Origin of the sequence: Citrobacter sp. CK188, assembly GCF_030333525.1 — a bacterium.
Lineage (GTDB): Bacteria > Pseudomonadota > Gammaproteobacteria > Enterobacterales > Enterobacteriaceae > Citrobacter_B > Citrobacter_B koseri.
This window is the reverse complement of sequence record NZ_JAOWFU010000036.1, coordinates 172,379-195,102: the sequence shown is the minus strand read 5'-3', so window position 1 is coordinate 195,102 and position 22,724 is coordinate 172,379. Positions and strand designations below refer to the sequence as shown.

General features: G+C 54.7%; 23 protein-coding genes. 9 read left to right on the top strand and 14 right to left on the bottom strand.

Translation table 11 applies throughout. From position 1 onward, the window contains the following. Window positions 1-168: 168 nt before the first annotated feature. The 3 genes from OGV67_RS18505 to xapA form a co-directional block, all read right to left on the bottom strand. Window positions 169-1,053 carry a LysR family transcriptional regulator gene (locus tag OGV67_RS18505; RefSeq protein WP_115614583.1) on the bottom strand — a complete coding sequence of 295 codons (885 nt, stop codon included), beginning with the start codon at window positions 1,051-1,053 and terminating at the stop codon, window positions 169-171. Window positions 1,054-1,149: 96 nt separating this feature from the next. Continuing rightward, complete coding sequence (locus tag OGV67_RS18500) at window positions 1,150-2,406, bottom strand: nucleoside permease (RefSeq protein ID WP_058667830.1); 1,257 nt, start codon at window positions 2,404-2,406, stop codon at window positions 1,150-1,152. Window positions 2,407-2,453: 47 nt separating this feature from the next. After that, window positions 2,454-3,299 (bottom strand): xanthosine phosphorylase, encoded by an 846-nt coding sequence (xapA, locus tag OGV67_RS18495; protein WP_058667832.1) that lies wholly within the window; start codon window positions 3,297-3,299, stop codon window positions 2,454-2,456. 235 nt (window positions 3,300-3,534) lie between these two features. On the opposite strand from xapA, the gene OGV67_RS18490 reads away from it, so the two are divergent. Then, window positions 3,535-3,876, top strand: a complete 342-nt coding sequence (locus OGV67_RS18490; protein WP_024130136.1) for a FlxA-like family protein — start codon at window positions 3,535-3,537, stop codon at window positions 3,874-3,876. On the opposite strand, the gene OGV67_RS18485 is transcribed toward OGV67_RS18490, so the two are convergent. Continuing rightward, window positions 3,867-4,793: a LysR family transcriptional regulator gene (locus OGV67_RS18485; RefSeq protein ID WP_012131376.1), complete on the bottom strand. Its 927-nt coding sequence runs from the start codon at window positions 4,791-4,793 to the stop codon at window positions 3,867-3,869. The two genes, OGV67_RS18490 and OGV67_RS18485, sit on opposite strands and share 10 nt — an antisense overlap. A gap of 89 nt (window positions 4,794-4,882) precedes the next feature. Here OGV67_RS18485 and OGV67_RS18480 point away from each other — a divergent pair, with 89 nt between their 5' ends. Beyond that, a complete protein-coding gene (locus OGV67_RS18480; RefSeq protein WP_058667834.1) occupies window positions 4,883-5,881 on the top strand; it encodes a bile acid:sodium symporter family protein in 999 nt (332 codons plus the stop codon). Here the strand turns inward: OGV67_RS18480 and OGV67_RS18475 are convergent. The 3 genes from OGV67_RS18475 to zipA all read right to left on the bottom strand — a co-directional run bounded on the left by OGV67_RS18475 (window position 5,878) and on the right by zipA (window position 9,209). Continuing rightward, on the bottom strand, window positions 5,878-6,096 hold the full coding sequence (locus OGV67_RS18475; protein ID WP_012131373.1) for a DUF3820 family protein: 219 nt from the start codon (window positions 6,094-6,096) through the stop codon (window positions 5,878-5,880). The two genes, OGV67_RS18480 and OGV67_RS18475, sit on opposite strands and share 4 nt — an antisense overlap. A 1-nt stretch (window position 6,097) precedes the next feature. Continuing rightward, window positions 6,098-8,113 carry an NAD-dependent DNA ligase LigA gene (gene ligA / locus OGV67_RS18470; RefSeq protein WP_012131372.1) on the bottom strand — a complete coding sequence of 672 codons (2,016 nt, stop codon included), beginning with the start codon at window positions 8,111-8,113 and terminating at the stop codon, window positions 6,098-6,100. 70 nt (window positions 8,114-8,183) lie between these two features. Next, complete coding sequence (zipA, locus tag OGV67_RS18465) at window positions 8,184-9,209, bottom strand: cell division protein ZipA (protein ID WP_115614581.1); 1,026 nt, start codon at window positions 9,207-9,209, stop codon at window positions 8,184-8,186. Window positions 9,210-9,438: 229 nt separating this feature from the next. On the opposite strand from zipA, the gene cysZ reads away from it, so the two are divergent. From cysZ to crr, 5 genes are all read left to right on the top strand, one after another. After that, window positions 9,439-10,200, top strand: coding sequence for a sulfate transporter CysZ (cysZ, locus tag OGV67_RS18460; protein WP_112001786.1), 762 nt, complete (start codon window positions 9,439-9,441; stop codon window positions 10,198-10,200). A 188-nt stretch (window positions 10,201-10,388) separates the two neighbouring features. Further along, entirely contained in the window at window positions 10,389-11,360 is a 972-nt protein-coding gene (cysK, locus tag OGV67_RS18455; protein WP_047462171.1) for a cysteine synthase A, read from the top strand. 383 nt (window positions 11,361-11,743) lie between these two features. Further along, complete coding sequence (gene ptsH, locus OGV67_RS18450; protein WP_005971891.1) at window positions 11,744-12,001, top strand: phosphocarrier protein Hpr; 258 nt, start codon at window positions 11,744-11,746, stop codon at window positions 11,999-12,001. Between the two features lie 44 nt (window positions 12,002-12,045). Beyond that, the gene (ptsI, locus tag OGV67_RS18445) at window positions 12,046-13,773 is read left to right on the top strand and encodes a phosphoenolpyruvate-protein phosphotransferase PtsI (RefSeq protein ID WP_047462162.1); all 1,728 of its coding nucleotides are present in this window, start codon (window positions 12,046-12,048) and stop codon (window positions 13,771-13,773) included. Window positions 13,774-13,813: 40 nt separating this feature from the next. Continuing rightward, window positions 13,814-14,323: a PTS glucose transporter subunit IIA gene (crr, locus tag OGV67_RS18440; protein WP_000522253.1), complete on the top strand. Its 510-nt coding sequence runs from the start codon at window positions 13,814-13,816 to the stop codon at window positions 14,321-14,323. A gap of 155 nt (window positions 14,324-14,478) precedes the next feature. Here crr and OGV67_RS18435 read toward each other — a convergent pair whose 3' ends face one another. Both OGV67_RS18435 and pdxK read right to left on the bottom strand, forming a co-directional pair. Continuing rightward, window positions 14,479-14,718, bottom strand: coding sequence for a hypothetical protein (locus OGV67_RS18435; protein WP_012131365.1), 240 nt, complete (start codon window positions 14,716-14,718; stop codon window positions 14,479-14,481). Continuing rightward, entirely contained in the window at window positions 14,715-15,581 is an 867-nt protein-coding gene (gene pdxK / locus OGV67_RS18430; RefSeq protein ID WP_115614580.1) for a pyridoxine/pyridoxal/pyridoxamine kinase, read from the bottom strand. The genes OGV67_RS18435 and pdxK overlap by 4 nt, the downstream gene beginning before the upstream one ends. Window positions 15,582-15,663: 82 nt before the next feature. On the opposite strand from pdxK, the gene ptsJ reads away from it, so the two are divergent. Next, window positions 15,664-16,956 carry a MocR-like B6 salvage transcription factor PtsJ gene (ptsJ, locus tag OGV67_RS18425; protein WP_115614579.1) on the top strand — a complete coding sequence of 431 codons (1,293 nt, stop codon included), beginning with the start codon at window positions 15,664-15,666 and terminating at the stop codon, window positions 16,954-16,956. Between the two features lie 13 nt (window positions 16,957-16,969). Then, window positions 16,970-17,686: a type 1 glutamine amidotransferase gene (locus tag OGV67_RS18420; RefSeq protein ID WP_115614578.1), complete on the top strand. Its 717-nt coding sequence runs from the start codon at window positions 16,970-16,972 to the stop codon at window positions 17,684-17,686. Window positions 17,687-17,776: 90 nt separating this feature from the next. Here OGV67_RS18420 and cysM read toward each other — a convergent pair whose 3' ends face one another. The 5 genes from cysM to cysP form a co-directional block, all read right to left on the bottom strand. Next, window positions 17,777-18,688 carry a cysteine synthase CysM gene (cysM, locus tag OGV67_RS18415; RefSeq protein WP_024130134.1) on the bottom strand — a complete coding sequence of 304 codons (912 nt, stop codon included), beginning with the start codon at window positions 18,686-18,688 and terminating at the stop codon, window positions 17,777-17,779. Window positions 18,689-18,800: 112 nt separating this feature from the next. Then, a complete protein-coding gene (gene cysA, locus OGV67_RS18410) occupies window positions 18,801-19,898 on the bottom strand; it encodes a sulfate/thiosulfate ABC transporter ATP-binding protein CysA (protein ID WP_012131360.1) in 1,098 nt (365 codons plus the stop codon). Further along, window positions 19,888-20,763 carry a sulfate/thiosulfate ABC transporter permease CysW gene (gene cysW, locus OGV67_RS18405; RefSeq protein ID WP_012131359.1) on the bottom strand — a complete coding sequence of 292 codons (876 nt, stop codon included), beginning with the start codon at window positions 20,761-20,763 and terminating at the stop codon, window positions 19,888-19,890. Before cysW ends, cysA begins: the two co-directional genes overlap by 11 nt. Then, window positions 20,763-21,596, bottom strand: coding sequence for a sulfate/thiosulfate ABC transporter permease CysT (cysT, locus tag OGV67_RS18400; protein ID WP_012131358.1), 834 nt, complete (start codon window positions 21,594-21,596; stop codon window positions 20,763-20,765). The genes cysW and cysT overlap by 1 nt, the downstream gene beginning before the upstream one ends. After that, complete coding sequence (gene cysP, locus OGV67_RS18395) at window positions 21,596-22,612, bottom strand: thiosulfate/sulfate ABC transporter substrate-binding protein CysP (protein WP_049009733.1); 1,017 nt, start codon at window positions 22,610-22,612, stop codon at window positions 21,596-21,598. Before cysP ends, cysT begins: the two co-directional genes overlap by 1 nt. Window positions 22,613-22,724: the final 112 nt, after the last annotated feature.

Sequence of the window (22,724 nt, the reverse complement as noted above, 5' to 3'; positions counted from 1 at the left end):
CGAAGGGCGAGCGAAGCGAGTCATCCTGCACGACCCACCAATGTAAAAAGGCGCCCTAAAGGCGCCTTTTTGCTATGCGCGATATTTATATGCCTGATGACGCTTCGCTTATCAGGCCTACGGGTCTTGTAGGCCGGATAAGGCGCTTGCGCCGCCATCCGGCAATGCTCAACGAATCAGCGCATCAATCAACTTCGTTAATGCCAGTGTTGCCTGCTGCGGCTCGTAAACAATATACAAATCTGCCGGAATACGTTCTTCCAGAGGGCGGAACACCACGCCCGGCCAGTTCATCTGCGCATAACTGTCCGCGATTAACGTAATGCCAATCCCCATGCTGATCATCGCCAGCACCGTTTGTGGCTCCATAACTTCACGCACTATCATCGGCGTAAATCCGGCTTTCTGACAAACACGTTGCAAAAATGCCCAGTCGGTATGAATCGAAGGCATGGTAACGAAATATTCGTTGCGTAACGCATCAAGAGGGATCGCCGGGCAGCAAGCCAGAGGGTGATCTTCCGGCATCGCCACCAGAAATGCGGATTCATGTAAGCGCAGGCTGGTAAATCCCTCCGTCGGTTCGATCGCCATCCGCCAGATGCCAGCATCCAGCTCGCGTCGCTCCAGTAACGCCATCTGCATCGCAGGCATTTTTTCGCGAAATAACACCTCGACATTGGGGTTCTCTTTCAAAAAACGGCGCATCACAGGACGCATTTTCCCCCACATCGCCGTGCCCACAACGCCCAGTTCAATGCGCCCTGCCTCACCGCGTCCGATCTGTTCCACGCGCGCAAATGCCTGATTCGCGCTGAACAACAAACGCCGCGACTCTTCCATGAGAATTTTCCCCGCATGCGTTAACGCCACGCTGCGGGAATGGCGAACAAACAACGGCGTGCCGAGCTGATTTTCCAGCTCTTTGACATGAATACTCAGAGGAGGCTGAGACATATTCAGACGCGCCGCCGCCCGGCCAAAATGCAGCTCCTCAGCAACAGCGAGAAAATAGCGCAATAATTTAAGATCTATACGATGTACGCGTTCCATGATTATTGCGCTCCACAGATAAGGAATAATGCGCAACGTTAGCACATTTGTCTCAGGGACGTTGAAACGGCGGCAGGCACTCCGCCGTTTCAGCCGTTAGTGCGCCAGTGGTTTCGCCAGCCATTTTTCTGGCTCATGTTTATATTTGAAAAACAGCGCAAAAATCACTGCCAGCGCCAGCGCATAAGCGGCGAATACCAGCCAGATGGTCTGCCAGTCTTTCACGCCGTCCACCGAGAAGTAGTCCACGGCGATACCACTCAAAATTGACCCGACCCAGGCGCCTACGCCATTGACCATAGTCATAAACAGCCCCTGCGCACTGGCGCGGATCGTCGAACTGACTTCCTGCTCAACAAATACCGATCCTGAAATATTGAAAAAGTCGAAAGCGCAACCGTAAACAATCATCGACATCAGCAGCAGCACAACGCCAAACGGGGATGGATCGCCAAACGCAAAAAAGCCAAAGCGCAGCGTCCATGCCAGCATACTCATCAGCATCACGGTTTTAATGCCAAAGCGTTTCAGAAAGAACGGGATAGTCAGAATGAAACCCACTTCAGCCATTTGGGAAACAGACAGCAGGATGGAGGGATATTTCACCACAACGCTGTCAGCAAACGCCGGATTGCGGGCAAAATCGTGCAGGAAGGGATTACCGAAAACATTCGTAATTTGCAGCACAGCCCCTAACATCATCGCAAACAAAAAGAAAATCGCCATTCGCGGATTTTTGAATAAGACAAACGCATCCAGCCCCAGTTTGCTGGCAAGCGTGGCGGACGTATTCTTCTTCGCCACCGGAATTTTCGGTAGCGTAAAGGCATACAGCGCCAGTAACAGCGAAGCGCCAGCGGCAATGTACAGCTGCGCGCTGCTTAGCTCCAGCCCCATCAAGCTGACCGTCCACATAGCGATAATAAAGCCCACGGTGCCAAAGACGCGAACGGGCGGGAATGCAGTAACCGGGTCCTGGCCGGACTGCGCCAGGCAGGCGTAAGAAACGCTGTTGGATAAGGCAATAGTCGGCATATAGGCCATTGCATTAATTAACATTATCCAGAACATCGCATCCGGGTCGGTCACGGTCGTGGCATACAACAACGCACCGGCGCACACCAGATGGCAGAGCATATATGCACGCTCGGCACGCAGCCATTTATCGGCGACGATCCCCATAATGCCCGGCATAATAATCGCCGCCAGCCCTTTTGAGCTGTAAATCATTCCAACGTTAGCGCCAGTAAAATGTAAGGTGTTAATCATGTAAGAACCCAGGGTCACCAGCCAGCTTCCCCAGATAAAATATTGTAAAAACGACATGACTTTTAAGCGGGACGTAATACCCATTTTTTCGTTCCTTGCCGTAAAGTACGGCCCTGCAAGCAGGGCCATTATTATTTTGTGTTTGAAGCCAGTTGGCGTAAGAAGCCGCAAATCAGATTGATGAAGTTCTGCCGGGAAAGCTCAGCCGCCGCCAGCGTTTGCGCATGAGACAGTTTCACATCACCCAGCCCTTCCGCCAGATTGGTGATCGCGGATACGGCCACCACCTTTAGTCCGCAATGACGCGCGCTAATCACCTCCGGGACGACCGACATTCCCACCACGTCGCCACCGATGATCTGCATCATGCGAATTTCCGCCGCCGTCTCAAAGTTCGGCCCCGGATAAGAGACAAACACCCCTTCGTGAAGCGTGAAGCCCTCTTCCCCTGCAACGCGCTGGAGAATGGCGCGGTAATCCGCATCGTAGGCATTGGCCAGCGAGAAGAAGCGATCGCCAAAGCGTTCGTCGTTCATCCCCACCATCGGCGTGCCCGGCATCGTATTGATATGATCGCTCAACGCGACCAGGCTGCCTGGCCCGACTTCCGGGCGCAGAGAGCCGGCGGCGTTAGTGCAAAACAGCAGTTCACAGCCCAGCAGTTTCAGGGTACGGATCGCGTCAGTCATGATCGTCATGCCGCGACCTTCGTAAAAGTGCCCACGGCCTTTCATACATGCCACCGGGACTCCAGCCAGATTCCCCAGCACCAGTTCCCCCGCATGCCCGTGAACGGTACTGACCGGAAAACCAGGCAAACGCGCATAAGAAATTGCCACCGCGTCTTCAATTTGCTCCGCCAGCGCTCCCAGACCGGAGCCAAGAATGAAAGCAACACGCGGGATAAAATCAGGCTTGTGCGCGCGAATGATGTCAGCGCTGTACCAGGGATTCTGCGAAAAAAGGGTGTGGGTCATAAGAGGTCCTTAAAAACGGAATAATCGATAAATACGTTGGGTACGTCGTTGTTATAACGAGAGTAACCAACCGATTACCAATACCGTTTTCCCGGACGATCGATATAAAATGTATATTGATACGTAAAATAAAATGGTCAGACTTTGCCTGATTTGCCCACCAGAAATGGCAGGGACTGCTGAAGGTCTGTTCACCTCTGCCGATATTAACGTTTTAAGGCAAGAGGAAATGGTAATGACGACGATCAACACTTCAGTCTCCGCCGTTCAGAGCGGCAGCACGGGCAGCAAAGCCGCTACCGGTAACGATCTGTCTGCGCAAATCTCACGCATCACGCAGCAAATTACAAAGCTCACACAACAGCTCAAAGAGGTTGCTGACGGCAGTGGCAGCACAGAAGAGAAACAAAAGCAGCAGGAACTGATACAGACGCAAATTAAAATGTTGCAGGCGCAGCTGGCGCAATTACAGCGCCAGCAGGCAGAAGAAACGCAACAGAAGCAGGAGCAGAAACAACTCAGGGCCGAAGGTGTCAACGCGCCTTCCGACGATCACCAAATTGATGTTTATATCTGATACAACGGATCGCGTGCACGGCCAGCGGTAAGTTCACTGGCCTGCATGCGCACGACGTCCCACAGCGCCTGAGCCGCCGTAGAGAGCGACCGGTTCTTGCGTCTCGCCAGCATCAACTGCCTTTCGACGACGGGCGTCAGCCGTTTCACCTGCAAATGACTTCCCTGAGGCAGCGGCAACGCCAGCGCGGGCAACACGCTGATGCCAATCCCCGCCTCCACCATCGGAAACAGCGTTGCGGGATGCCCAATCTCCTGCACGATCGTGGCATCAATAGCAAAATGCGCGAAAGCCGCGTCAATCAACGGGCGGCTGCCGGAGGCGTAATCCTGCAATACCAGCCGCTCATGTTTAAGATCCTGCCAGTTAACCCACTCCCGCTGCGCTAACGGGCTATCCTGGCGACACAACAGCAAAAAGGGTTCCGACAGCACGGCTTCACATTGCAAATCCGAAACAGCCCCGGGATCGATGACAATGCCAAAATCCACATCACCCTGACGAATGCTCTCCAGCACCCACTGCTGGGGACGATCGTGCAGTACAAAATCAATTTCCGGGTACAGCTGGTTACTCTGCGCGATGCACTGCGGGATAAGATGCGCGGAAATCGTCTGGCTGGCCGCCACGCGCACGGTGCCAGTTAACTGCGTCCCCACTCTTCCGGCTTCCCGCAGAGTACTGTGCAGTTCATCGAGAACACGCTCCAGACGCCCCGCCAGCTGCTGACCCGCTTCCGTCAGCGTCACTTCTCGCGTGGTGCGATCCAACAGCTTAACTCCCGTCTGCCGTTCCAGCTCTTTTACGCTGTGGCTCACCGCAGACTGACTCAGACCAATGACGTCCCCTGCCCGACTAAAGCTTTTAGCCTGAGCAACGGTGACGAAGATACGAAGTTGACGCAGAGAATAATTCATCTGTTAAATTCATATATAGATGCAATAAATCAATTTTATTTCTCAAACGGAAAAAAGCAAAATACCTGCATCGACTTTCAGGAGTTTTTATGAAACTTTTTCGTATTCTTGATCCGTTCACGCTGACGCTTATCACCGTCGTTTTGCTGGCCTCCTTTTTTCCGGCCAAAGGGGATTTCGTTCCGTTTTTTGAAGGCTTAACCACCGCCGCGATTGCGCTGCTGTTTTTTATGCATGGCGCAAAACTCTCACGCGAAGCCATTATCGCGGGCGGCAGCCACTGGCGGCTGCACCTGTGGGTAATGTGCAGCACCTTCATCCTGTTTCCGGTTCTCGGGGTGCTATTTGCCTGGTGGGCGCCCGTCAATGTCGATCCCATGCTGTATACCGGTTTCCTGTACCTGTGTATTTTGCCCGCGACCGTACAGTCTGCCATCGCCTTTACCTCTCTGGCGGGAGGAAACGTCGCGGCGGCCGTCTGTTCGGCATCGGCCTCCAGCCTGCTGGGGATTTTTCTTTCGCCACTGCTCGTCGGCCTGGTGATGAATATCCACGGAGCGGAAGGCAGCCTGGAACAGGTCGGCAAAATCATGCTGCAACTGTTGCTGCCGTTTGTGCTGGGGCACCTGTCGCGTCCGTGGATTGGCAACTGGGTCGCGCGTCATAAAAAGTGGATTGCGAAAACGGACCAGACCTCCATTCTGCTGGTCGTCTATTCCGCATTCAGCGAAGCCGTCGTTAACGGTATCTGGCACAAAGTGGGATGGGGCTCGTTGTTGTTTATTGTCGTCGTCAGCCTTGTGTTGCTGGCGATTGTCATTGGCGTTAACGTGTTTGCCGCCCGCAGGTTCGGATTCAGCAAAGCGGATGAGATAACCATTGTCTTCTGCGGGTCGAAAAAGAGTCTGGCGAACGGCATCCCGATGGCCAATATTCTGTTTCCCACCTCAGTGATTGGGATGATGGTGCTGCCGTTGATGATCTTCCATCAGATCCAGTTGATGGTCTGCGCGATGCTGGCGCGTCGCTACAAACGCCAGACCGATAAGTTGCAGGCGCAGCAAGAAGGCCGCGCCGCGAAGGCTTAAAGAGGCCGTTTCAGGGGCTGCACCAGCTGCGTCAGCCCCTCGGTTTTAATCAGCAGCGTGATTTGCATCAGCTCACCCAGTCTTCCCGCCGGAAATTCATCCTTACGGGCAAACCACAGCAAATACTCCTCCGGCACATCAATGAGCCGACGCCCTTTGTACTTGCCGAACGGCATCACCGTATTGGCTATCTCAATCAGCTGCTCTTTTTCCATGTCAGACACCCAGTAAGCGGAGCATCTCTGCTTCGTCGATCACGTCAATCCCCAGTTCTTGCGCTTTCGCCAGCTTAGATCCCGCCGCTTCGCCCGCAATCACCAGATCGGTTTTTTTCGATACGCTGCCCGCCACTTTCGCCCCCAGCGCCACGAGGCGCGCTTTCGCATCATCTCGCGACATCAGGCTGAGGCTGCCCGTCAGGACGATCGTTTTACCGGCAAACGGGCTGTCGATTTCGTCGGCATTAACCACGATCGGCGCAGGCCAGTGAATGCCTTCCGCCAGTAACTGCCCGATCACGTCCCGGTTACTCTCTTCAGCAAAGAAGTTAAAGACGTGCGTAGCGACCACAATGCCGACATCCGGCACTTTTTGCAGTTCGTCGATAGAGGCCGCTTCCAGCGCCTCTAACGTACCGAAGTACGCCGCCAACCCTGCCGCCGTGGCTTCGCCCACTTCGCGGATACCGAGCGCATAGAGGAATCGCGCGAAGGTGGTCTCTTTCGCTTTTTCCAGCGCATTCACCACATTCTGCGCCGATTTCGGCCCCATACGATCCAGGCCCGTCAGTTTGCCTGCCGTCAGACGGAACAGATCTGCCGGGGTGTGGACATACTCTTTCTCGACAAGCTGGTCGATAATTTTATCGCCCATGCCGTCAACGTCCATTGCCCGGCGGGAAACAAAGTGCTTGAGCGACTCTTTGCGCTGCGCGCCGCAGATCAGGCCACCGGTACAGCGAGCGACCGCTTCGCCTTCCACGCGCTCGACATCAGAACCGCACACCGGGCAATGCGTCGGGAACTCGACCGGGCGCGTCTCTTCCGGGCGTTCGGAAAGCACCACGTTCACCACCTGCGGGATCACATCCCCCGCGCGGCGAATCACCACTTTGTCGCCAATGCGCAGGCCAAGACGCTCAATTTCATCCGCGTTGTGCAAGGTGGCGTTGCTGACCAGCACACCCGCAACATGCACCGGTTCGAGACGGGCGACGGGCGTGATCGCGCCAGTCCGCCCCACCTGGAACTCTACATCGCGTACAAACGTCATTTGCTCCTGCGCCGGGAACTTAAAGGCCACCGCCCAGCGCGGCGCGCGGGCGACGAATCCAAGCTGTTCCTGCAACGCCATCGAGTTGACTTTAATCACCACGCCGTCAATGTCAAAACCCAGCGTCGGGCGGTCTTCTTCCACTTTGTGATAGAAGTCCAGCACCGCTTCGGGAGAGTCGCACAACGTCACCCGATCGCTTACCGGAAGCCCCCAGGCTTTGAATTGCAGCAAGCGCCCCAGATGCGTATCGGGCAGTTCGCCACCTTCCAGAATGCCGACGCCGTAGCAAAAGAAAGTGAGCGGTCGCTTCGCGGTAATACGCGGATCAAGCTGGCGCAACGACCCCGCCGCAGCGTTACGCGGATTGGCAAATACTTTATTACCGGTGCGGCGCGCCTCTTCATTAATTTTTTCAAACCCGGCCTGCGGCAGGAAAACTTCGCCACGAACCTCCAGACGCGCCGGAATGTTATCGCCACGCAGCTTCAGCGGAATAGCGCGAATGGTACGCACATTGGAGGTGATGTCCTCGCCGGTCGTTCCATCGCCACGCGTTGCGGCGCTGATCAGCACGCCGTTTTCATACAGGATGCTGACGGCCAGGCCGTCCAGCTTCAGTTCGCAGCACCAGGTCAGTTTATCGCCGCTTTTTAGCCGATCCTGCACGCGCTTGTTAAACGCCAGAAAACTCTCTTCATCAAACACGTTGTCCAGCGACAACATGGGCACTTCGTGGCGAATCTGGCTGAACGCCGCCAGCGGCGCCGCTCCGACACGTTGGCTCGGGGAGTCCGGCGTAATTAAATCTGGATGCTGCGCTTCCAGTTCACGAAGTTCGCGCATCAGACGGTCATACTCAGCGTCCGGGATCTCCGGCGCATCCATCACATGGTAAAGATACTCATGATGGCGAAGCGTGGTTCGCAGTTCTGTCAGTTGTTGTTCGATTGATTCCATATCGCACCATCAATGATAAAAAACCCCCGACAGGCGGGGGTTCAGAAAGGGGGGATCACGCCTGGGTTTCTCAGGCGTTGGATTCTTTCACTTCGCGAATGCGATCCTGATATTCACGCAGTTTCTGCGGCGTCATCATCCGGCGCTGGTCATCAAGCACCACGCCGCCGACTTCATCAGCGATATGCTGCGCAGACTGGAGCATCAGCTTAAAGTTTTGCAGTTCGTCGCCGTAAGAAGGCACCTGCATAAAGATAGTGACCCCCGGCGTGGAGAAATCACCGGTCATTTCAGGATCAAACGTTCCCGGGTTCACCATGTTGGCCAGGCTAAACAGCGCAGGGCCGCTGCCATCCGGGCTCAGGTGGCGATGGAAAATATTCATATCGCCAAATTTGAAGCCCGCTTGCTGGATGCTGTTCAGCAGCACTTCGCCGCTAAGCTCGCTGCCATGATGAGCGGCGACGTTCATAATAATGACCGCTTCTTTACGCTGCGGTTTTTCCGCGACGGGCGCTTCTTCCACTACTGGTTCAGGCGCTGGCGCTGGCTCTGCGACAGGTTCCGCTGGCTGGAAAGTCTGCGGAGCAGGCTGAGGCGCAGGTTGCTGTGGCGCTGGCTGAACAGGCTGTTGCGGCGCAGACTGAACCTGCGGCGCTACCGGCTGTTGCTGTACTGGCTGCTGCACAGGCTGTGCCGGTTGTTGTGCCGGTTGCGGTTGTGACGGCTGCCCATACTGCGGCCGTTGCTGCGGCTGCGCTGGCGCTTCAGGCGGCTGCTGAGCCGGTTGACGAGGCTGCGCAGACGCATAAGGCGGCTGGTATTGGTGTTGCGGCGACTGACGAGGCGCATCATGCTCCTGAACGTTGCCGGGGGCATGATTCACGCGGTGAACACGAACTTCACCCACGCCTTCCTCTTCTTCGACGTCATCGTCGTAAGAATCGTCGTCACGTTTTGACTTCATGCGTTTCAGTGGACGATCGCGGAACATAGAAGATCGTTCTTTACGGCTGGTCCAGAAACCATGTACCAGTAAAGCGATTATGGCGATCGCGCCAACAATGATTAATATCAGACGCAAATCCTGCATCATTATATTCTCTGTTGTTCTAACACCTTGCCACCACGGCAAACATTTACTCACTAAGAGTATTTGCCGATTACGTCAAGTGCAAGTGCGCTCTTGGCTTTCACAGCATAAAGATGAACGAAATCGTGCTTTTTGCTGTTTTTTCGAACATTTCTTAACTGGCGAACGCGTCACAACCCGGTAAGATACGCAAAGTTTACCCGGGGCTTTATTAAAGGAGCATGTCCTGATTATGGTGTCATCATCCGCAACTGCACCTCGCAGCGGCTTTTACTATTTCTCACAGGGGTGGAAACTGGTCACGCAACCGGGGATCCGTCGCTTTGTTATTTTGCCGTTACTGGTAAACATTTTGCTGATGGGCGGCGCATTCTGGTGGCTGTTTACGCAACTGGACGTCTGGATCCCTTCGCTGATGAGCCACGTTCCCGACTGGTTGCAGTGGTTAAGCTATCTGCTGTGGCCCATTGCGGTCATCTCGGTTTTACTGGTCTTCGGCTATTTCTTTTCAACCATTGCCAACTGGATCGCCGCCCCTTTCAATGGGCTGCTGGCGGAACAGCTTGAGGCGCGCCTGACCGGCGCAACGCCGCCAGATACCGGCGTACTGGGTATTATGAAAGATGTGCCGCGCATTATGAAACGCGAATGGCAAAAGTTCATCTGGTATCTGCCGCGCGCCATTGTGCTGTTAATTCTCTATTTTATTCCAGGGGTCGGGCAAACCGTCGCCCCGGTGCTGTGGTTCCTGTTCAGCGCGTGGATGCTGGCGATTCAGTATTGCGACTATCCCTTCGACAACCACAAAGTCCCGTTCAAAGAGATGCGCACCGCCCTGCGCACGCAGAAAGTCGCCAATATGCAGTTCGGCGCGTTAACCAGTTTGTTCACCATGATCCCGGTGCTTAACCTGGTGATCATGCCCGTCGCCGTGTGTGGCGCAACGGCAATGTGGGTTGATTGCTACCGTTCCAGACATGGGTCATGGAAATGAATCACGGCACGCTCATAAACCTGTAAAATAGTTGTATAAAAAAGGAGGGGCTTATGCCGCTCCTTATTCCATCCAGGTAACCATTATTTCCCTTCCGAATATAGATATGCTAAATCCTTACTTCCGCATATTCTCTGAGCAGGTATGCTAGCCCATGTATCCCAATTTCATACAGTTAAGGACAGGCCATGAGTAAGATTTTTGAAGATAACTCGCTGACTATCGGTCATACGCCGCTGGTTCGACTGAACCGTATCGGTAACGGACGCATTCTGGCGAAGGTGGAATCACGTAACCCGAGCTTCAGCGTTAAATGCCGTATCGGTGCCAATATGATTTGGGATGCCGAAAAACGCGGCGTGCTGAAACCGGGCGTCGAACTGGTGGAACCGACCAGCGGCAACACCGGTATCGCGCTGGCTTATGTTGCTGCCGCGCGTGGCTACAAGCTGACGCTGACCATGCCGGACACCATGAGCGTTGAGCGTCGCAAACTGCTCAAAGCGCTGGGGGCGAACCTCGTACTGACCGAAGGCGCGAAAGGCATGAAAGGCGCTATCCAGAAAGCGGAAGAGATTGTCGCCAGCGATCCAGAAAAATACCTGCTGCTTCAGCAGTTCAGCAACCCGGCTAACCCGGAAATTCACGAAAAAACCACCGGCCCGGAAATCTGGGAAGATACCGATGGTCAGGTCGATGTCTTTATCTCCGGCGTCGGCACCGGCGGTACGCTGACAGGCGTCACCCGCTACATCAAAGGCACCAAAGGCAAAACGGACCTCATTACCGTAGCAGTAGAACCGACCGACTCTCCGGTTATCGCGCAGGCGCTGGCTGGTGAAGAACTGAAGCCCGGCCCGCACAAAATTCAGGGCATTGGCGCGGGCTTCATTCCGGGCAACCTCGATCTGAAACTGATTGATAAAGTTGTCGGTATCACAAATGAAGAAGCCATTTCCACCGCTCGTCGCCTGATGGAAGAAGAAGGTATTCTGGCGGGGATCTCTTCCGGCGCGGCCGTTGCGGCAGCACTTAAGCTCCAGGAAGATGAAACCTTTACCAATAAGAATATTGTGGTTATCCTACCGTCATCGGGTGAGCGTTATCTGAGCACTGCTTTGTTTGCCGATCTCTTTACTGAAAAAGAACTGCAACAGTAATGCCAGCATGTTAAAAACGCGTAAAAAAGCACCCTTTTGGGTGCTTTTTTGTGGCCTGCTTCAAATTTTCAACCCTCCTGGCATTGATTCACCCTGCCGGGTCTGGTATTTAACCAGACTAATTATTTTGATGCCCGAAATTAATCGTTACAGGAAAAGCGCTAGCTGAATCGATTTAATGATTTGGTTCAAGTCTTCCTTTCACGGCATAATGTTTAATGACGAGCGAAACGTCAGCGGCCAGCAGTTGCCAGCAACGGATTGCGCATAACACCTGGTGTGTCGCGTCCCGTTTACGCCGACGCTAACAATACAGGCTAAAGTCAAACCGCCAGGCTAGACTTTAGTTCCACAACACTAAACCTATAAGTTGGGGAAATACAATGTTCCAGCAAGAAGTTACCATTACCGCTCCGAACGGTCTGCACACCCGCCCTGCTGCTCAGTTTGTTAAAGAAGCGAAAGGCTTCACTTCTGAGATTACTGTGACTTCCAACGGCAAAAGCGCCAGCGCAAAAAGCCTGTTCAAACTACAGACTCTGGGCCTGACTCAGGGCACCGTTGTCACCATCGCTGCTGAAGGCGAAGACGAACAAAAAGCGGTAGAGCATCTGGTCAAACTGATGGCGGAACTCGAGTAAGTTCCCGGGTTCTTTTAAAAATCAGTCACAAGTAAGGTAGGGTTATGATTTCAGGCATTTTAGCATCCCCGGGTATCGCTTTCGGCAAAGCACTGCTGCTGAAAGAAGACGAAATCGTCATTGACCGGAAAAAAATTTCTGCCGACAAGGTTGATCAGGAAGTTGAACGTTTTCTGAGCGGTCGTGCCAAGGCATCTGCGCAACTGGAAGCGATCAAAACGAAAGCTGGTGAAACGTTCGGTGAAGAAAAAGAAGCCATCTTTGAAGGGCATATCATGCTGCTCGAAGATGAGGAGCTGGAGCAGGAAATCATAGCCCTGATTAAAGATAAGAACATGACGGCTGACGCAGCTGCGCATGAAGTTATCGAAGGTCAGGCCACTGCCCTGGAAGAACTGGATGATGAATACCTGAAAGAACGTGCGGCTGACGTGCGTGACATTGGTAAGCGCCTGCTGCGCAACATCCTGGGTCTGGCAATCATCGACCTGAGCGCAATCAAGGACGAAGTCATCCTGGTTGCCGCTGACCTGACCCCTTCAGAAACCGCACAGCTGAACCTGCAAAAGGTGCTGGGTTTCATCACTGACGCAGGTGGCCGTACCTCCCACACCTCTATCATGGCGCGTTCTCTGGAACTACCGGCCATCGTGGGCACCGGTAACGTCACCTCTCAGGTGAAAAACGACGACTATCTGATTCTGGATGCCGTAAACAATCAGGTTTACGTCAACCCAACCAACGAAGAAATTGAAAAACTGCGCGCCGTTCAGGAGCAGGTTGCAACCGAGAAAGCGGAACTCGCTAAACTGAAAGATCTGCCGGCTATCACGCTGGACGGTCATCAGGTAGAAGTTTGCGCCAACATCGGTACCGTTCGTGACGTTGAAGGCGCAGAGCGCAATGGCGCGGAAGGCGTTGGTCTGTATCGTACTGAATTCCTGTTCATGGACCGTGACGCGCTGCCGACTGAAGAAGAACAGTTTGCGGCGTACAAAGCCGTCGCTGAAGCCTGCGGCTCTCAGGCGGTTATCGTCCGTACTATGGATATCGGCGGCGACAAAGAACTGCCGTACATGAACTTCCCGAAAGAAGAGAACCCGTTCCTGGGCTGGCGTGCGGTACGTATCGCTATGGATCGCAAAGAGATCCTGCGTGATCAGGTTCGCGCCATTCTGCGCGCCTCTGCGTTCGGTAAACTGCGCATCATGTTCCCGATGATCATCTCTGTTGAAGAAGTTCGCGCGCTGCGCAAAGAGATTGAAATCTACAAACAGGAACTGCGCGACGAAGGTAAAGCATTTGATGAAAGCATTGAGATTGGCGTAATGGTAGAAACACCGGCTGCGGCAACCATTGCTCGTCATTTAGCCAAAGAAGTTGATTTCTTTAGTATCGGCACCAATGATTTAACGCAGTACACCCTGGCAGTTGACCGTGGTAATGATATGATTTCACATCTTTACCAGCCAATGTCACCGTCCGTGCTGAACTTGATCAAGCAAGTTATTGATGCTTCTCATGCTGAAGGTAAATGGACTGGCATGTGTGGTGAGCTTGCAGGCGACGAACGTGCTACACTTCTGTTGCTGGGGATGGGTCTGGACGAATTCTCTATGAGCGCCATTTCTATCCCGCGCATTAAGAAGATTATCCGTAACACGAACTTCGAAGATGCGAAGGTGTTAGCAGAGCAGGCTCTTGCTCAACCGACAACGGACGAGTTAATGACGCTGGTTAACAAGTTCATTGAAGAAAAAACAATCTGCTAATCCACGAGATGCGGCCCAATTTACTGCTTAGGAGAAGATCATGGGTTTGTTCGATAAACTAAAATCTCTGGTTTCTGATGATAAGAAAGACACCGGAACTATTGAGATTGTTGCTCCGCTCTCTGGCGAGATCGTCAACATCGAAGACGTGCCGGATGTAGTTTTTGCCGAGAAAATCGTTGGCGATGGCATTGCTATCAAACCAACCGGTAACAAAATGGTCGCGCCAGTAGACGGCACCATCGGCAAAATCTTTGAAACCAACCATGCGTTCTCTATCGAATCGGATAGCGGCATTGAGCTGTTCGTTCACTTCGGTATCGACACCGTTGAACTGAAAGGCGAAGGCTTCAAGCGTATTGCTGAAGAAGGTCAACGCGTTAAAGTTGGCGATCCGGTAATTGAGTTCGATCTGCCGCTGCTGGAAGAAAAAGCCAAGTCTACCCTGACTCCGGTTGTTATCTCCAACATGGACGAAATCAAAGAACTGATCAAACTGTCCGGTAGCGTGACTGTGGGTGAAACCCCGGTTATCCGCATCAAGAAGTAATTCTTGCCGCAGGGAAAAATGGCGCCGACTGGCGCCATTTTTTTATCCTGGTTACGGTAAAACCGCGCCTGATGGCGCTGCGCTTATCGGGCCTACAATAAAAGATCGTAGGCCGGATAAGGCGTTTTTTGCCGCCATCCGGCATAGTTACTCGCTCACAACAGCGAGGTGACTGGACGATAGCACTTCTCGCGCATCAGGATCTTCATCCCTTCCGGCCCGCTTTCCAGCATCCGCTTCTCCGAGTCCGACACCAGCAATTCACACTGATAGCCGCCCGCAATGCCGAACATCGCGCGCGCCACGCAGATATCCTCCAGCGCATCAAGCCCGCTCGTTTCAAAGTGACCAACCACACGCCCCTGCTGGCGAACCACCAGCCGATAGCTCTTCATCGCGCCTCCCCTGCCGGTGGCAGAATCAACTCATCACACCCGCAGCGCTGCGTCCAGGTCATCACCTCCAGCACACGCTCTGCGGCATGTCGCGTCGCCGCCGTCAGCGCTTTCCCCTGCACAATACCGCTCACCAGTTCGGCGCAGAACAGATCGCCCGTCCCTTTTAAATCGGTTTCCACACGCGGGTGTTCAATCACATCCACGCCGCCGCTCGTCACCACCGCCACATTGATGGTATCCGCCGTCTGGCCTGGCGCACTGGTGATCACAATCCACTTCAGCGTGTCGGAGAGCAGCAATTTCGCCGCCGCAACCGCTTCATCCAGCGTGCCGCACGGTTTGCCGCTGAGCATCTCCAGCTCGAACACATTCGGCGTCAGCCCCTGCGCCAGCGGCAGCAGATAATGACGATACGCCTGCGGGATTTCCGCTTTCACATACATTCCGCTGTCCGTGTCGCCAATCACCGGATCGACCAGAATACACACCTCAGGATGCGCGATCCGCACCGTTTCCAGCCATTTCGCCAGCAGAACGATTTGTTCCGCACTGCCCATATAGCCCGTCGTGACCGCTTTAAGCTCACGCAGCGCATCCCGCTCATTTAAGGCCTGGAGATAACCGCTGAACCAGTCGGCAGGAATAATGCCGCCGTAAAACGTTTCATAATGCGGCGTATTGCTGAACAGCACCGTGGGCACCGCCGTCACCCGCAAGCCCTGCGCTTTAATCGCCGGTACGGCAATACTGTTGCCTACGCTGCCATACACCACCTGTGACTGAACGGCGACAATGTCGGTCTGTAAAGCCCGATGCTTATCGTCGAAGAGCACTGACTGTATTTCACTATCCTGCCCCATTTACCTCTCCTCTCACTGGACAGCGGGCTAACGCCTCACTATTATCGTCATATGCTAAAATTCATTTTGTCATAGGTCAATAATGATCGACGGAAAAACCGCCAGCGAAATCTTTGACAGTATTCGTCAGCATGTCACCACCGGCGCACTGGTGCCAGGGGAAACGCTGCCGCCGGTGCGGGAACTGGCATCGGAATTAAACGTGAACCGAAATACTGTCGCGGCGGCTTACAAACGGCTGGTGACATCCGGCCTGGCCCTGAGCCAGGGACGTAACGGTACGGTCATTAAAGGTGCGCCTTCTCCGCTCGCGCTGGAAGGAAGCAGTCCCGATACGCCGCTGACCGATCTTTCCGGCGGCAATCCCGATCCCCAACGGCTGCCCGATCTCAGCAGTTATTTTTCGACAATAAATAAGTCACCGCGTCTTTACGGCGATGCGGCCGTTTCTCCCGGCCTTCACGCGTGGGCGAAGCAGTGGATGCAGGATGCTATACCTGGCGAAGGCGAGATTGATATCACCAGTGGGGCGATTGACGCCATCGAGCGTCTGCTGTGCGCCCATTTACTGCCGGGTGACAGCGTGGCGGTGGAAGATCCCTGCTTTTTAAGCAGCATCAGTATGCTGCGCTACGCCGGTTTTTCTGCCATCCCCGTCGGCGTCGATAGCGAAGGTATGCAGCCTGAGATGCTGGAGCAGGCGCTGAAAAATGGCGCCCGCGCCGTCATTTTAACCCCGCGCGCCCACAATCCTACGGGGTGCAGTTTGAGCGCCTCCCGCGCCGCCGCGCTACAGAACATTGTGGCAAAATACCCGCAAGCGCTGGTTATTATCGACGACCACTTTGCCCTGCTCTCTTCATCTCCCTGGCACCCGGTGATCGCCCCGGAGACGCTACACTGGTCAGTGGTTCGCTCGATGTCAAAGACGCTGGGGCCGGATCTGCGTCTTGCCATTGTCGCCAGCGATCCCGCCACCTCAGCCAGACTGCGCCTGCGCCTTAATTCCGGCAGTCAGTGGGTCAGTCATCTGTTGCAAGATTTAGTGCATGCCTGTCTGAGTGACAAAAACTATCAGCGAACGCTGGCGCAGACCCGGAAATTTTATGCTTCGCAGCAGCAGAAGCTGGCCTGCGCGCTCCAGCGAACCGGGCTTACACACGCCCCTGGCGATGGGCTGAATGCGTGGTTGCCGTTGAAAAGCCACAGCCAGAGCATCGCGTTTATGCTGGCGAAAGCGGGCTGGCTGGTACGAGAAGGCGAAGCATTTGGCGTCAACGCGCCCGCCCACGGTCTGCGCATTACGCTGTCGACGCTGGGCGACGGCGATATCAACAAACTGGCGGCTGATATCCATCAGGCGTTAAAACGTTAACAGGAGAGAAAAAGTGCGAGTTCATTTTGTCGTTCATGAGTCTTTCGAATCTGCCGGAGCCTATCTGCAATGGGCTGAGGATCGCGGTTATCCCCTCTCCTGGTCCCGCGTGTATGCCGGTGAACCTGTCCCCGCCAATGCAGATGGTTTCGATATGCTGGTGGTGTTTGGCGGCCCGCAGTCACCGCGTACTACGCTCGAAGAGTGCCCATATTTTGACTCTTTAGCGGAGCAGCGGCTTATTAATCAGGCGATCTCTGCGCGTCGTATTGTGATCGGCATCTGTCTTGGTTCCCAGTTGATTGGTGAGGCGCTGGGCGCAAAAGTACGCCAGAGCCCGGAAAAGGAGATCGGCCACTATCCGATTACGCTGACGGAAGCCGGGAAACAGAATCCGCTGCTCGCTCATTTCGGCTCTCCGCTTGTGGTCGGGCACTGGCACAACGATATGCCAGGGTTAACCGATCAGTCGGTCGTTCTCGCGACAAGCGAAGGATGTCCGCGCCAGATCGTGCAATACGGTAACGCCGTCTACGGTTTTCAGTGCCATATGGAGTTTACCGCCGAGGCGGTAGAAGGGCTGATCCAGCATTCAGAACAGGAACTGGCTGCGGCAAAAGGGAAGCGCTTTATTCGCTCGAACGCCGAAATGCGCGAGTGGAATTATCAGGAGATGAACGAGAAACTGTGGCACTTCCTCGACCTGCTGGTGGAGAAACGTAACGCTTGACGTTGCAGGCCGGATGAGACGCTTTGCGTCGTCATCCGGCGATCATGCCTTGCGGTTGCCGGATGGCGCTACGCTTATCAGGCCGACAGGCTAAATCCCTGCCCCCTGGCTGAAGTGTTCTTCGCCAAAGACGCCGGTAGAAAGATAGCGATCGCCGCGATCGCAGATGATCGCCACCACCACGGCGCCCGGCGTCGCGCGGGCAACGCGTAACGCACCGGCAACCGCGCCGCCGGAACTCACGCCGCAGAAAATACCTTCGCGTACTGCCAGTTCGCGCATGGTGTTTTCCGCCTCGCTCTGGTGAATATCCAGCACCTGATCCACAAGCTGAGCATTAAAAATACCCGGCATATATTCTGCGGGCCAGCGACGAATCCCCGGAATGCTGCTGCCCTCTTCCGGTTGCAGGCCAACAATCGTTACCGGTTTTTCCTGTTCGCGCAGGAAACGCGACACACCGGTAATCGTACCGGTTGTTCCCATACTGGAGACAAAGTGGGTGATGCGACCTGAGGTTTGCTGCCAGATTTCCGGCCCGGTCGTGGTGTAGTGCGCGTAAGGGTTGTCGGGATTGTTAAACTGGTCGAGCAGCTTACCTTCGCCGCGTTCGGCCATTTCCAGCGCCAAATCGCGCGCGCCTTCCATCCCTTGCTCTTTAGACACCAGAATCAGATCCGCGCCATAGGCGCGCATCGCCGCGCGGCGCTCCTGGCTCATGTTGTCCGGCATCAGCAGTTTCATGCGATAGCCTTTCAGTGCGGCAATCATCGCCAGCGCAATACCGGTATTGCCGCTGGTCGCTTCAATCAGCACATCGCCGGGCTTAATTTCCCCGCGTTTTTCCGCCTGGACGATCATCGACAGCGCCGCCCGGTCTTTCACTGACCCGGCAGGGTTATTGCCTTCCAGCTTGACCCAAATTTCACTGCCGTTATCCGGCGCCATCCGCTGCAATTTCACCAGAGGCGTATTGCCAATTGTTTGTTCTAATGTGTTCACTTCTCTGTCCAATAAAAAGCCCGGTGGCGCTTCGCTTACCGGGCCTACGCAGATCATATTGTAGGCCGGGTCAGCGCAGCGCCACCCGGCAAAACTACGTGATATTAACCTATCAGGCCGATTCTGCCAGAGCAAGCTCCTCTTCGCGCGTCTCAATGCGCTGGTTGCCGTTGTACAACCGCGCATTTTGCAGCCCGACAAACAGCCGCTCGCCGCGCTGTGGGGGATTATCCCCCTGCATCACCACCGTCAGCGGTTCGTTATACCACCCCAGAGGCTGCACGACTAATTGGGTGTAGTGACCTTTCGGACTGGCCTCCAGCACCTGTACCGGCAGCGGGGAATCCAGACTGGTGCGACGGCTGACATCCACCTCCCACGGACGCAGGAACAGATCGACCGCCCCCTGGTACGCTGGCGTATACCCCAGCGGCCAGCGATGCGCGCCAACGTGGAACTGACCGCCGCGAATCGTTCCCTGCAAACGGTTTACTTCGCCCATAAACTCCAGCACAAAGCGGGTGGCGGGTTCACGCCACACCTGATCCGGCGCATCGGCCTGTTCAATGTTGCCCTGGCTCATCACCACCACGCGATCCGCCACTTCCGTAGCCTCTTCCTGATCGTGGGTGACAAACACGCTGGTGAATTTCAACTCTTCATGCAGCTGACGCAGCCAGCGGCGCAGCTCTTTACGCACCTGCGCATCAAGCGCGCCAAACGGTTCATCCAGCAGCAGGATCTGCGGCTCAACCGCTAACGCGCGCGCCAGCGCCACGCGCTGTTTCTGCCCGCCGGAAAGCTGTGCCGGAAAACGCTCCGCCAGATGGGCCAGTTGCACCATTTCCAGCAGTTTCGTCACTTTCGCTTTAATGGCCGCCGCATTCGGACGTTCGCGACGCGGCAGCACCGTCAGACCAAAGGCGATATTGTCGAACACCGTCATATGACGAAACAGCGCATAGTGCTGAAAAACAAAGCCGACTTTACGATCGCGCGCGTGCAGACGGCTTACGTCTGTACCGTGAAAACGAATGTGCCCGCTGGTCTGATGCTCCAGCCCGGCAATAATACGCAGCAGCGTGGTTTTACCGGAACCGGACGGCCCCAGCAAGGCAACCATCTGACCTGAAGGAATATCCAGCGAGATATCGTTCAGCACCTGGGTGCGACCAAAAGACTTCTTAATATTGGCAATCTCAATGCTCATGATTTTCCTCCTGTTGCGCGCGTTTCTCCTGATTTTCCAGGCGCCATTGCAACATACTCTTCAAAAACAGGGTAATAATCGCCATCAGCGTCAGCAGCGCGGCGGCGGTAAAGGAGCCGACGGTGTTGTAGTCCTGCTCCAGTAATTCAATCTGTAACGGCAGCGACAGGGTTTCGCCGCGAATCGAGCCGGAAACCACCGACACCGCGCCGAACTCGCCAATGGCGCGCGCGTTGGTCAGCACCACGCCGTACAGCAGCGCCCAGCGAATATTAGGCAACGTAACGCGACGGAACATTTGCCAGCCGGAAGCGCCAAGCAGAATCGCCGCTTCATCTTCCTGGCTGCCCTGACTCAGCATAACCGGCACCAGTTCACGCACCACAAACGGACAGGTGACGAAAATAGTGACCAGCACCATTCCCGGCCAGGCGAACATAATTTGCAGGTTGTGCTCATCCAGCCAGTCGCCCAGCGGGCCGTTCGAGCCGTAAAACAGCAGGTAGACCAGACCGGCCACCACCGGCGAGACGGCAAACGGAATATCCAGCAGCGTCAGCAGCAGCTGGCGACCGGGGAAATTAAAGCGCGTCACCAGCCACGCCAGCAGAACGCCAAACACCAGGTTTACCGGTACGGCAATCAGCGCAATCAACACCGTCAGCCAGATCGCGTGCAGCATGTCCGGGTCGGCCAGGTTCTGTAAGACCGGCATCAGCCCTTTGCTGAAGGCTTGTACGAAGATATAAATCATCGGCACCAGCAAAATAAACGCCGAAACCAGCATCCCGGTGCCAATCAGAAACCATTTTCCCCAGTTAATGCGGGGGGCGTCATAACGCTTCAATTGGGTAACTTCCGCCATTAGTGACCTACCACACGTCGACCAAAGCGACTTTGCAGGGTGTTAATCGAGAACAGCAGCAACAACGACGCCGCGAGGATCACCGACGCAATCGCGCTGGCCGCCGGATAGTCAAACTCCTGCAAACGAACAAAAATCATCAGCGAGGTCACTTCGGTTTTCCACGCAATGTTCCCGGCAATAAAAATCACCGCGCCGAACTCGCCGAGGCTTCGGGTAAACGAGAGCGCAATACCCGCCACCAGCGCAGGAGACAGCTCCGGCAACACCACTTTGCGGAAACTTTGCAGGCGCGTTGCGCCGAGCGTTTCCGCCGCTTCTTCATATTCCGGGCCTAACTCTTCCAGTACCGGCTGCACCGTGCGCACCACAAACGGGATGCTGGTAAAAGCCATCGCTACCGCGATGCCAAGCCAGGTGTAAGTCACTTTGATATCAAACTTCGCCAGCCATTCGCCGTAAAAACCGTTCACGGAAAACAATGACGCCAGCGTCAGACCCGCCACCGCCGTCGGCAGGGCAAACGGCAGATCCATCAGCGCATCCAGCAGAGTACGTCCCGGAAAGCGATAGCGGGTTAAGATCCACGCCATCAACAGGCCAAATACGCCGTTGAAGATTGATGCCACAAACGCCGACAACAGCGTGACCTTGTAGGCCGCTACCACCTGCGGGTTGGTGATAACCTCCCAGTATTGCGCCCAGCTCATTTGCGCCAGCTGCATCACCAGCGCGCTCAACGGAAGCAGCAATATCAGGCAGACGAACAACAGGCTGGTTCCGAGGCTTAAGGTAAAGCCGGGCAGCACACGTCTTGTCGATACTGCGAACATTACTTACGCCCCGCCGCCAACAGTTTGTCCAGCTCGCCGCCGCTGCCGAAGTGGGTTTTCATCACTTCCGGCCAGGAGCCAAACTGGTCTTCCACGCGGAACAGTTCGGTCTGCGGGAATTTATCTTTCAGTTTGTCCATCACTTCCGGGTTATTCACGCGGTAGTAGAAGTCGGTGATGATGGTCTGCGCCTGCGGGCTGTAGAGCCAGTTCAGGTAAGCCTTCGCCGCTTTTTCAGTACCGTTGGCCTGTACGTTTTTATCCACCCATGCCACCGGGAATTCGGCCAGAATATTGGTTTTCGGGATAACGACTTCAAATCCCTGCGCTTCATACTGTTTACGGATGTTATTCACTTCCGATTCAAAGCTAATCAGCACATCGCCAAGCCCGCGTTCCGCAAAGGTGGTGGTTGCACCGCGACCGCCGGTATCAAATACTTCGACGTTCTTCAGGAACTGGGTCATAAACTGCTCGGTTTTGGCTTTGTCGCCACCGTCAGCTTTATCCGCCGCGCCCCATGCAGCCAGATAGGTGTAACGGGCGTTGCCTGAGGTTTTCGGGTTCGGGAAAATCAGTTTTACATCGGAACGCACAAGGTCATTCCAGTCATGGATATTTTTTGGATTCCCTTTGCGCACCAGGAATCCCATCGTGGAATAGAACGGTGAGCTGTTATTCGGCAGACGGCTTTGCCAGTCGGCAGGGATCAGCTTGCCTTTGTCATGCAGGATCTGCACGTCCGTGACCTGGTTATAGGTCACTACGTCAGCTTTCAGCCCTTGCAGGATCGCCAGCGCTTGTTTTGACGAACCGGCGTGAGACTGTTTGATGGTCAGCTTATCGCCGCCGTTATCTTTCGCCCACTGCTGTTCAAACGGCGGATTAAGGGCGGCAAACAGTTCGCGAGAAACGTCGTATGAGCTGTTCAGCAGCTCTGTTGCCTGCGCCTGCGTGGCCAACAACAGCATCGCGCTCAGCGCCAGGTATCTTTTTTTCAGTAAGTTAACAGCCATTGCGCACCCTTATAAATTTGATGACTTTCTTATGGTCATAATATTTATAACGGGTACGAAAGGAGTAACGGTTTTATATACCGTTTGATGATTTGAAAGTCGAAAAGGGAAT

Excerpts from the sequence above, each read along its gene's own strand:
- OGV67_RS18500 (WP_058667830.1), bottom strand. The coding sequence starts at position 2,406 with ATGGGTATTACGTCCCGCTTAAAAGTCATGTCGTTTTTACAATATTTT.
- ptsJ (WP_115614579.1), top strand. The coding sequence starts at position 15,664 with ATGATCGACGGAAAAACCGCCAGCGAAATCTTTGACAGTATTCGTCAG.
- ptsI (WP_047462162.1), top strand. The coding sequence starts at position 12,046 with ATGATTTCAGGCATTTTAGCATCCCCGGGTATCGCTTTCGGCAAAGCA.
- OGV67_RS18435 (WP_012131365.1), bottom strand. The coding sequence starts at position 14,718 with ATGAAGAGCTATCGGCTGGTGGTTCGCCAGCAGGGGCGTGTGGTTGGT.
- xapA (WP_058667832.1), bottom strand. The coding sequence starts at position 3,299 with ATGACCCACACCCTTTTTTCGCAGAATCCCTGGTACAGCGCTGACATC.
- cysK (WP_047462171.1), top strand. The coding sequence starts at position 10,389 with ATGAGTAAGATTTTTGAAGATAACTCGCTGACTATCGGTCATACGCCG.
- zipA (WP_115614581.1), bottom strand. The coding sequence starts at position 9,209 with ATGATGCAGGATTTGCGTCTGATATTAATCATTGTTGGCGCGATCGCC.
- cysA (WP_012131360.1), bottom strand. The coding sequence starts at position 19,898 with ATGAGCATTGAGATTGCCAATATTAAGAAGTCTTTTGGTCGCACCCAG.
- pdxK (WP_115614580.1), bottom strand. The coding sequence starts at position 15,581 with ATGGGGCAGGATAGTGAAATACAGTCAGTGCTCTTCGACGATAAGCAT.
- ptsH (WP_005971891.1), top strand. The coding sequence starts at position 11,744 with ATGTTCCAGCAAGAAGTTACCATTACCGCTCCGAACGGTCTGCACACC.
- crr (WP_000522253.1), top strand. The coding sequence starts at position 13,814 with ATGGGTTTGTTCGATAAACTAAAATCTCTGGTTTCTGATGATAAGAAA.
- cysZ (WP_112001786.1), top strand. The coding sequence starts at position 9,439 with ATGGTGTCATCATCCGCAACTGCACCTCGCAGCGGCTTTTACTATTTC.
- cysW (WP_012131359.1), bottom strand. The coding sequence starts at position 20,763 with ATGGCGGAAGTTACCCAATTGAAGCGTTATGACGCCCCCCGCATTAAC.
- OGV67_RS18490 (WP_024130136.1), top strand. The coding sequence starts at position 3,535 with ATGACGACGATCAACACTTCAGTCTCCGCCGTTCAGAGCGGCAGCACG.
- OGV67_RS18480 (WP_058667834.1), top strand. The coding sequence starts at position 4,883 with ATGAAACTTTTTCGTATTCTTGATCCGTTCACGCTGACGCTTATCACC.
- OGV67_RS18485 (WP_012131376.1), bottom strand. The coding sequence starts at position 4,793 with ATGAATTATTCTCTGCGTCAACTTCGTATCTTCGTCACCGTTGCTCAG.
- ligA (WP_012131372.1), bottom strand. The coding sequence starts at position 8,113 with ATGGAATCAATCGAACAACAACTGACAGAACTGCGAACCACGCTTCGC.
- OGV67_RS18505 (WP_115614583.1), bottom strand. The coding sequence starts at position 1,053 with ATGGAACGCGTACATCGTATAGATCTTAAATTATTGCGCTATTTTCTC.
- cysT (WP_012131358.1), bottom strand. The coding sequence starts at position 21,596 with ATGTTCGCAGTATCGACAAGACGTGTGCTGCCCGGCTTTACCTTAAGC.
- OGV67_RS18475 (WP_012131373.1), bottom strand. The coding sequence starts at position 6,096 with ATGGAAAAAGAGCAGCTGATTGAGATAGCCAATACGGTGATGCCGTTC.
- cysP (WP_049009733.1), bottom strand. The coding sequence starts at position 22,612 with ATGGCTGTTAACTTACTGAAAAAAAGATACCTGGCGCTGAGCGCGATG.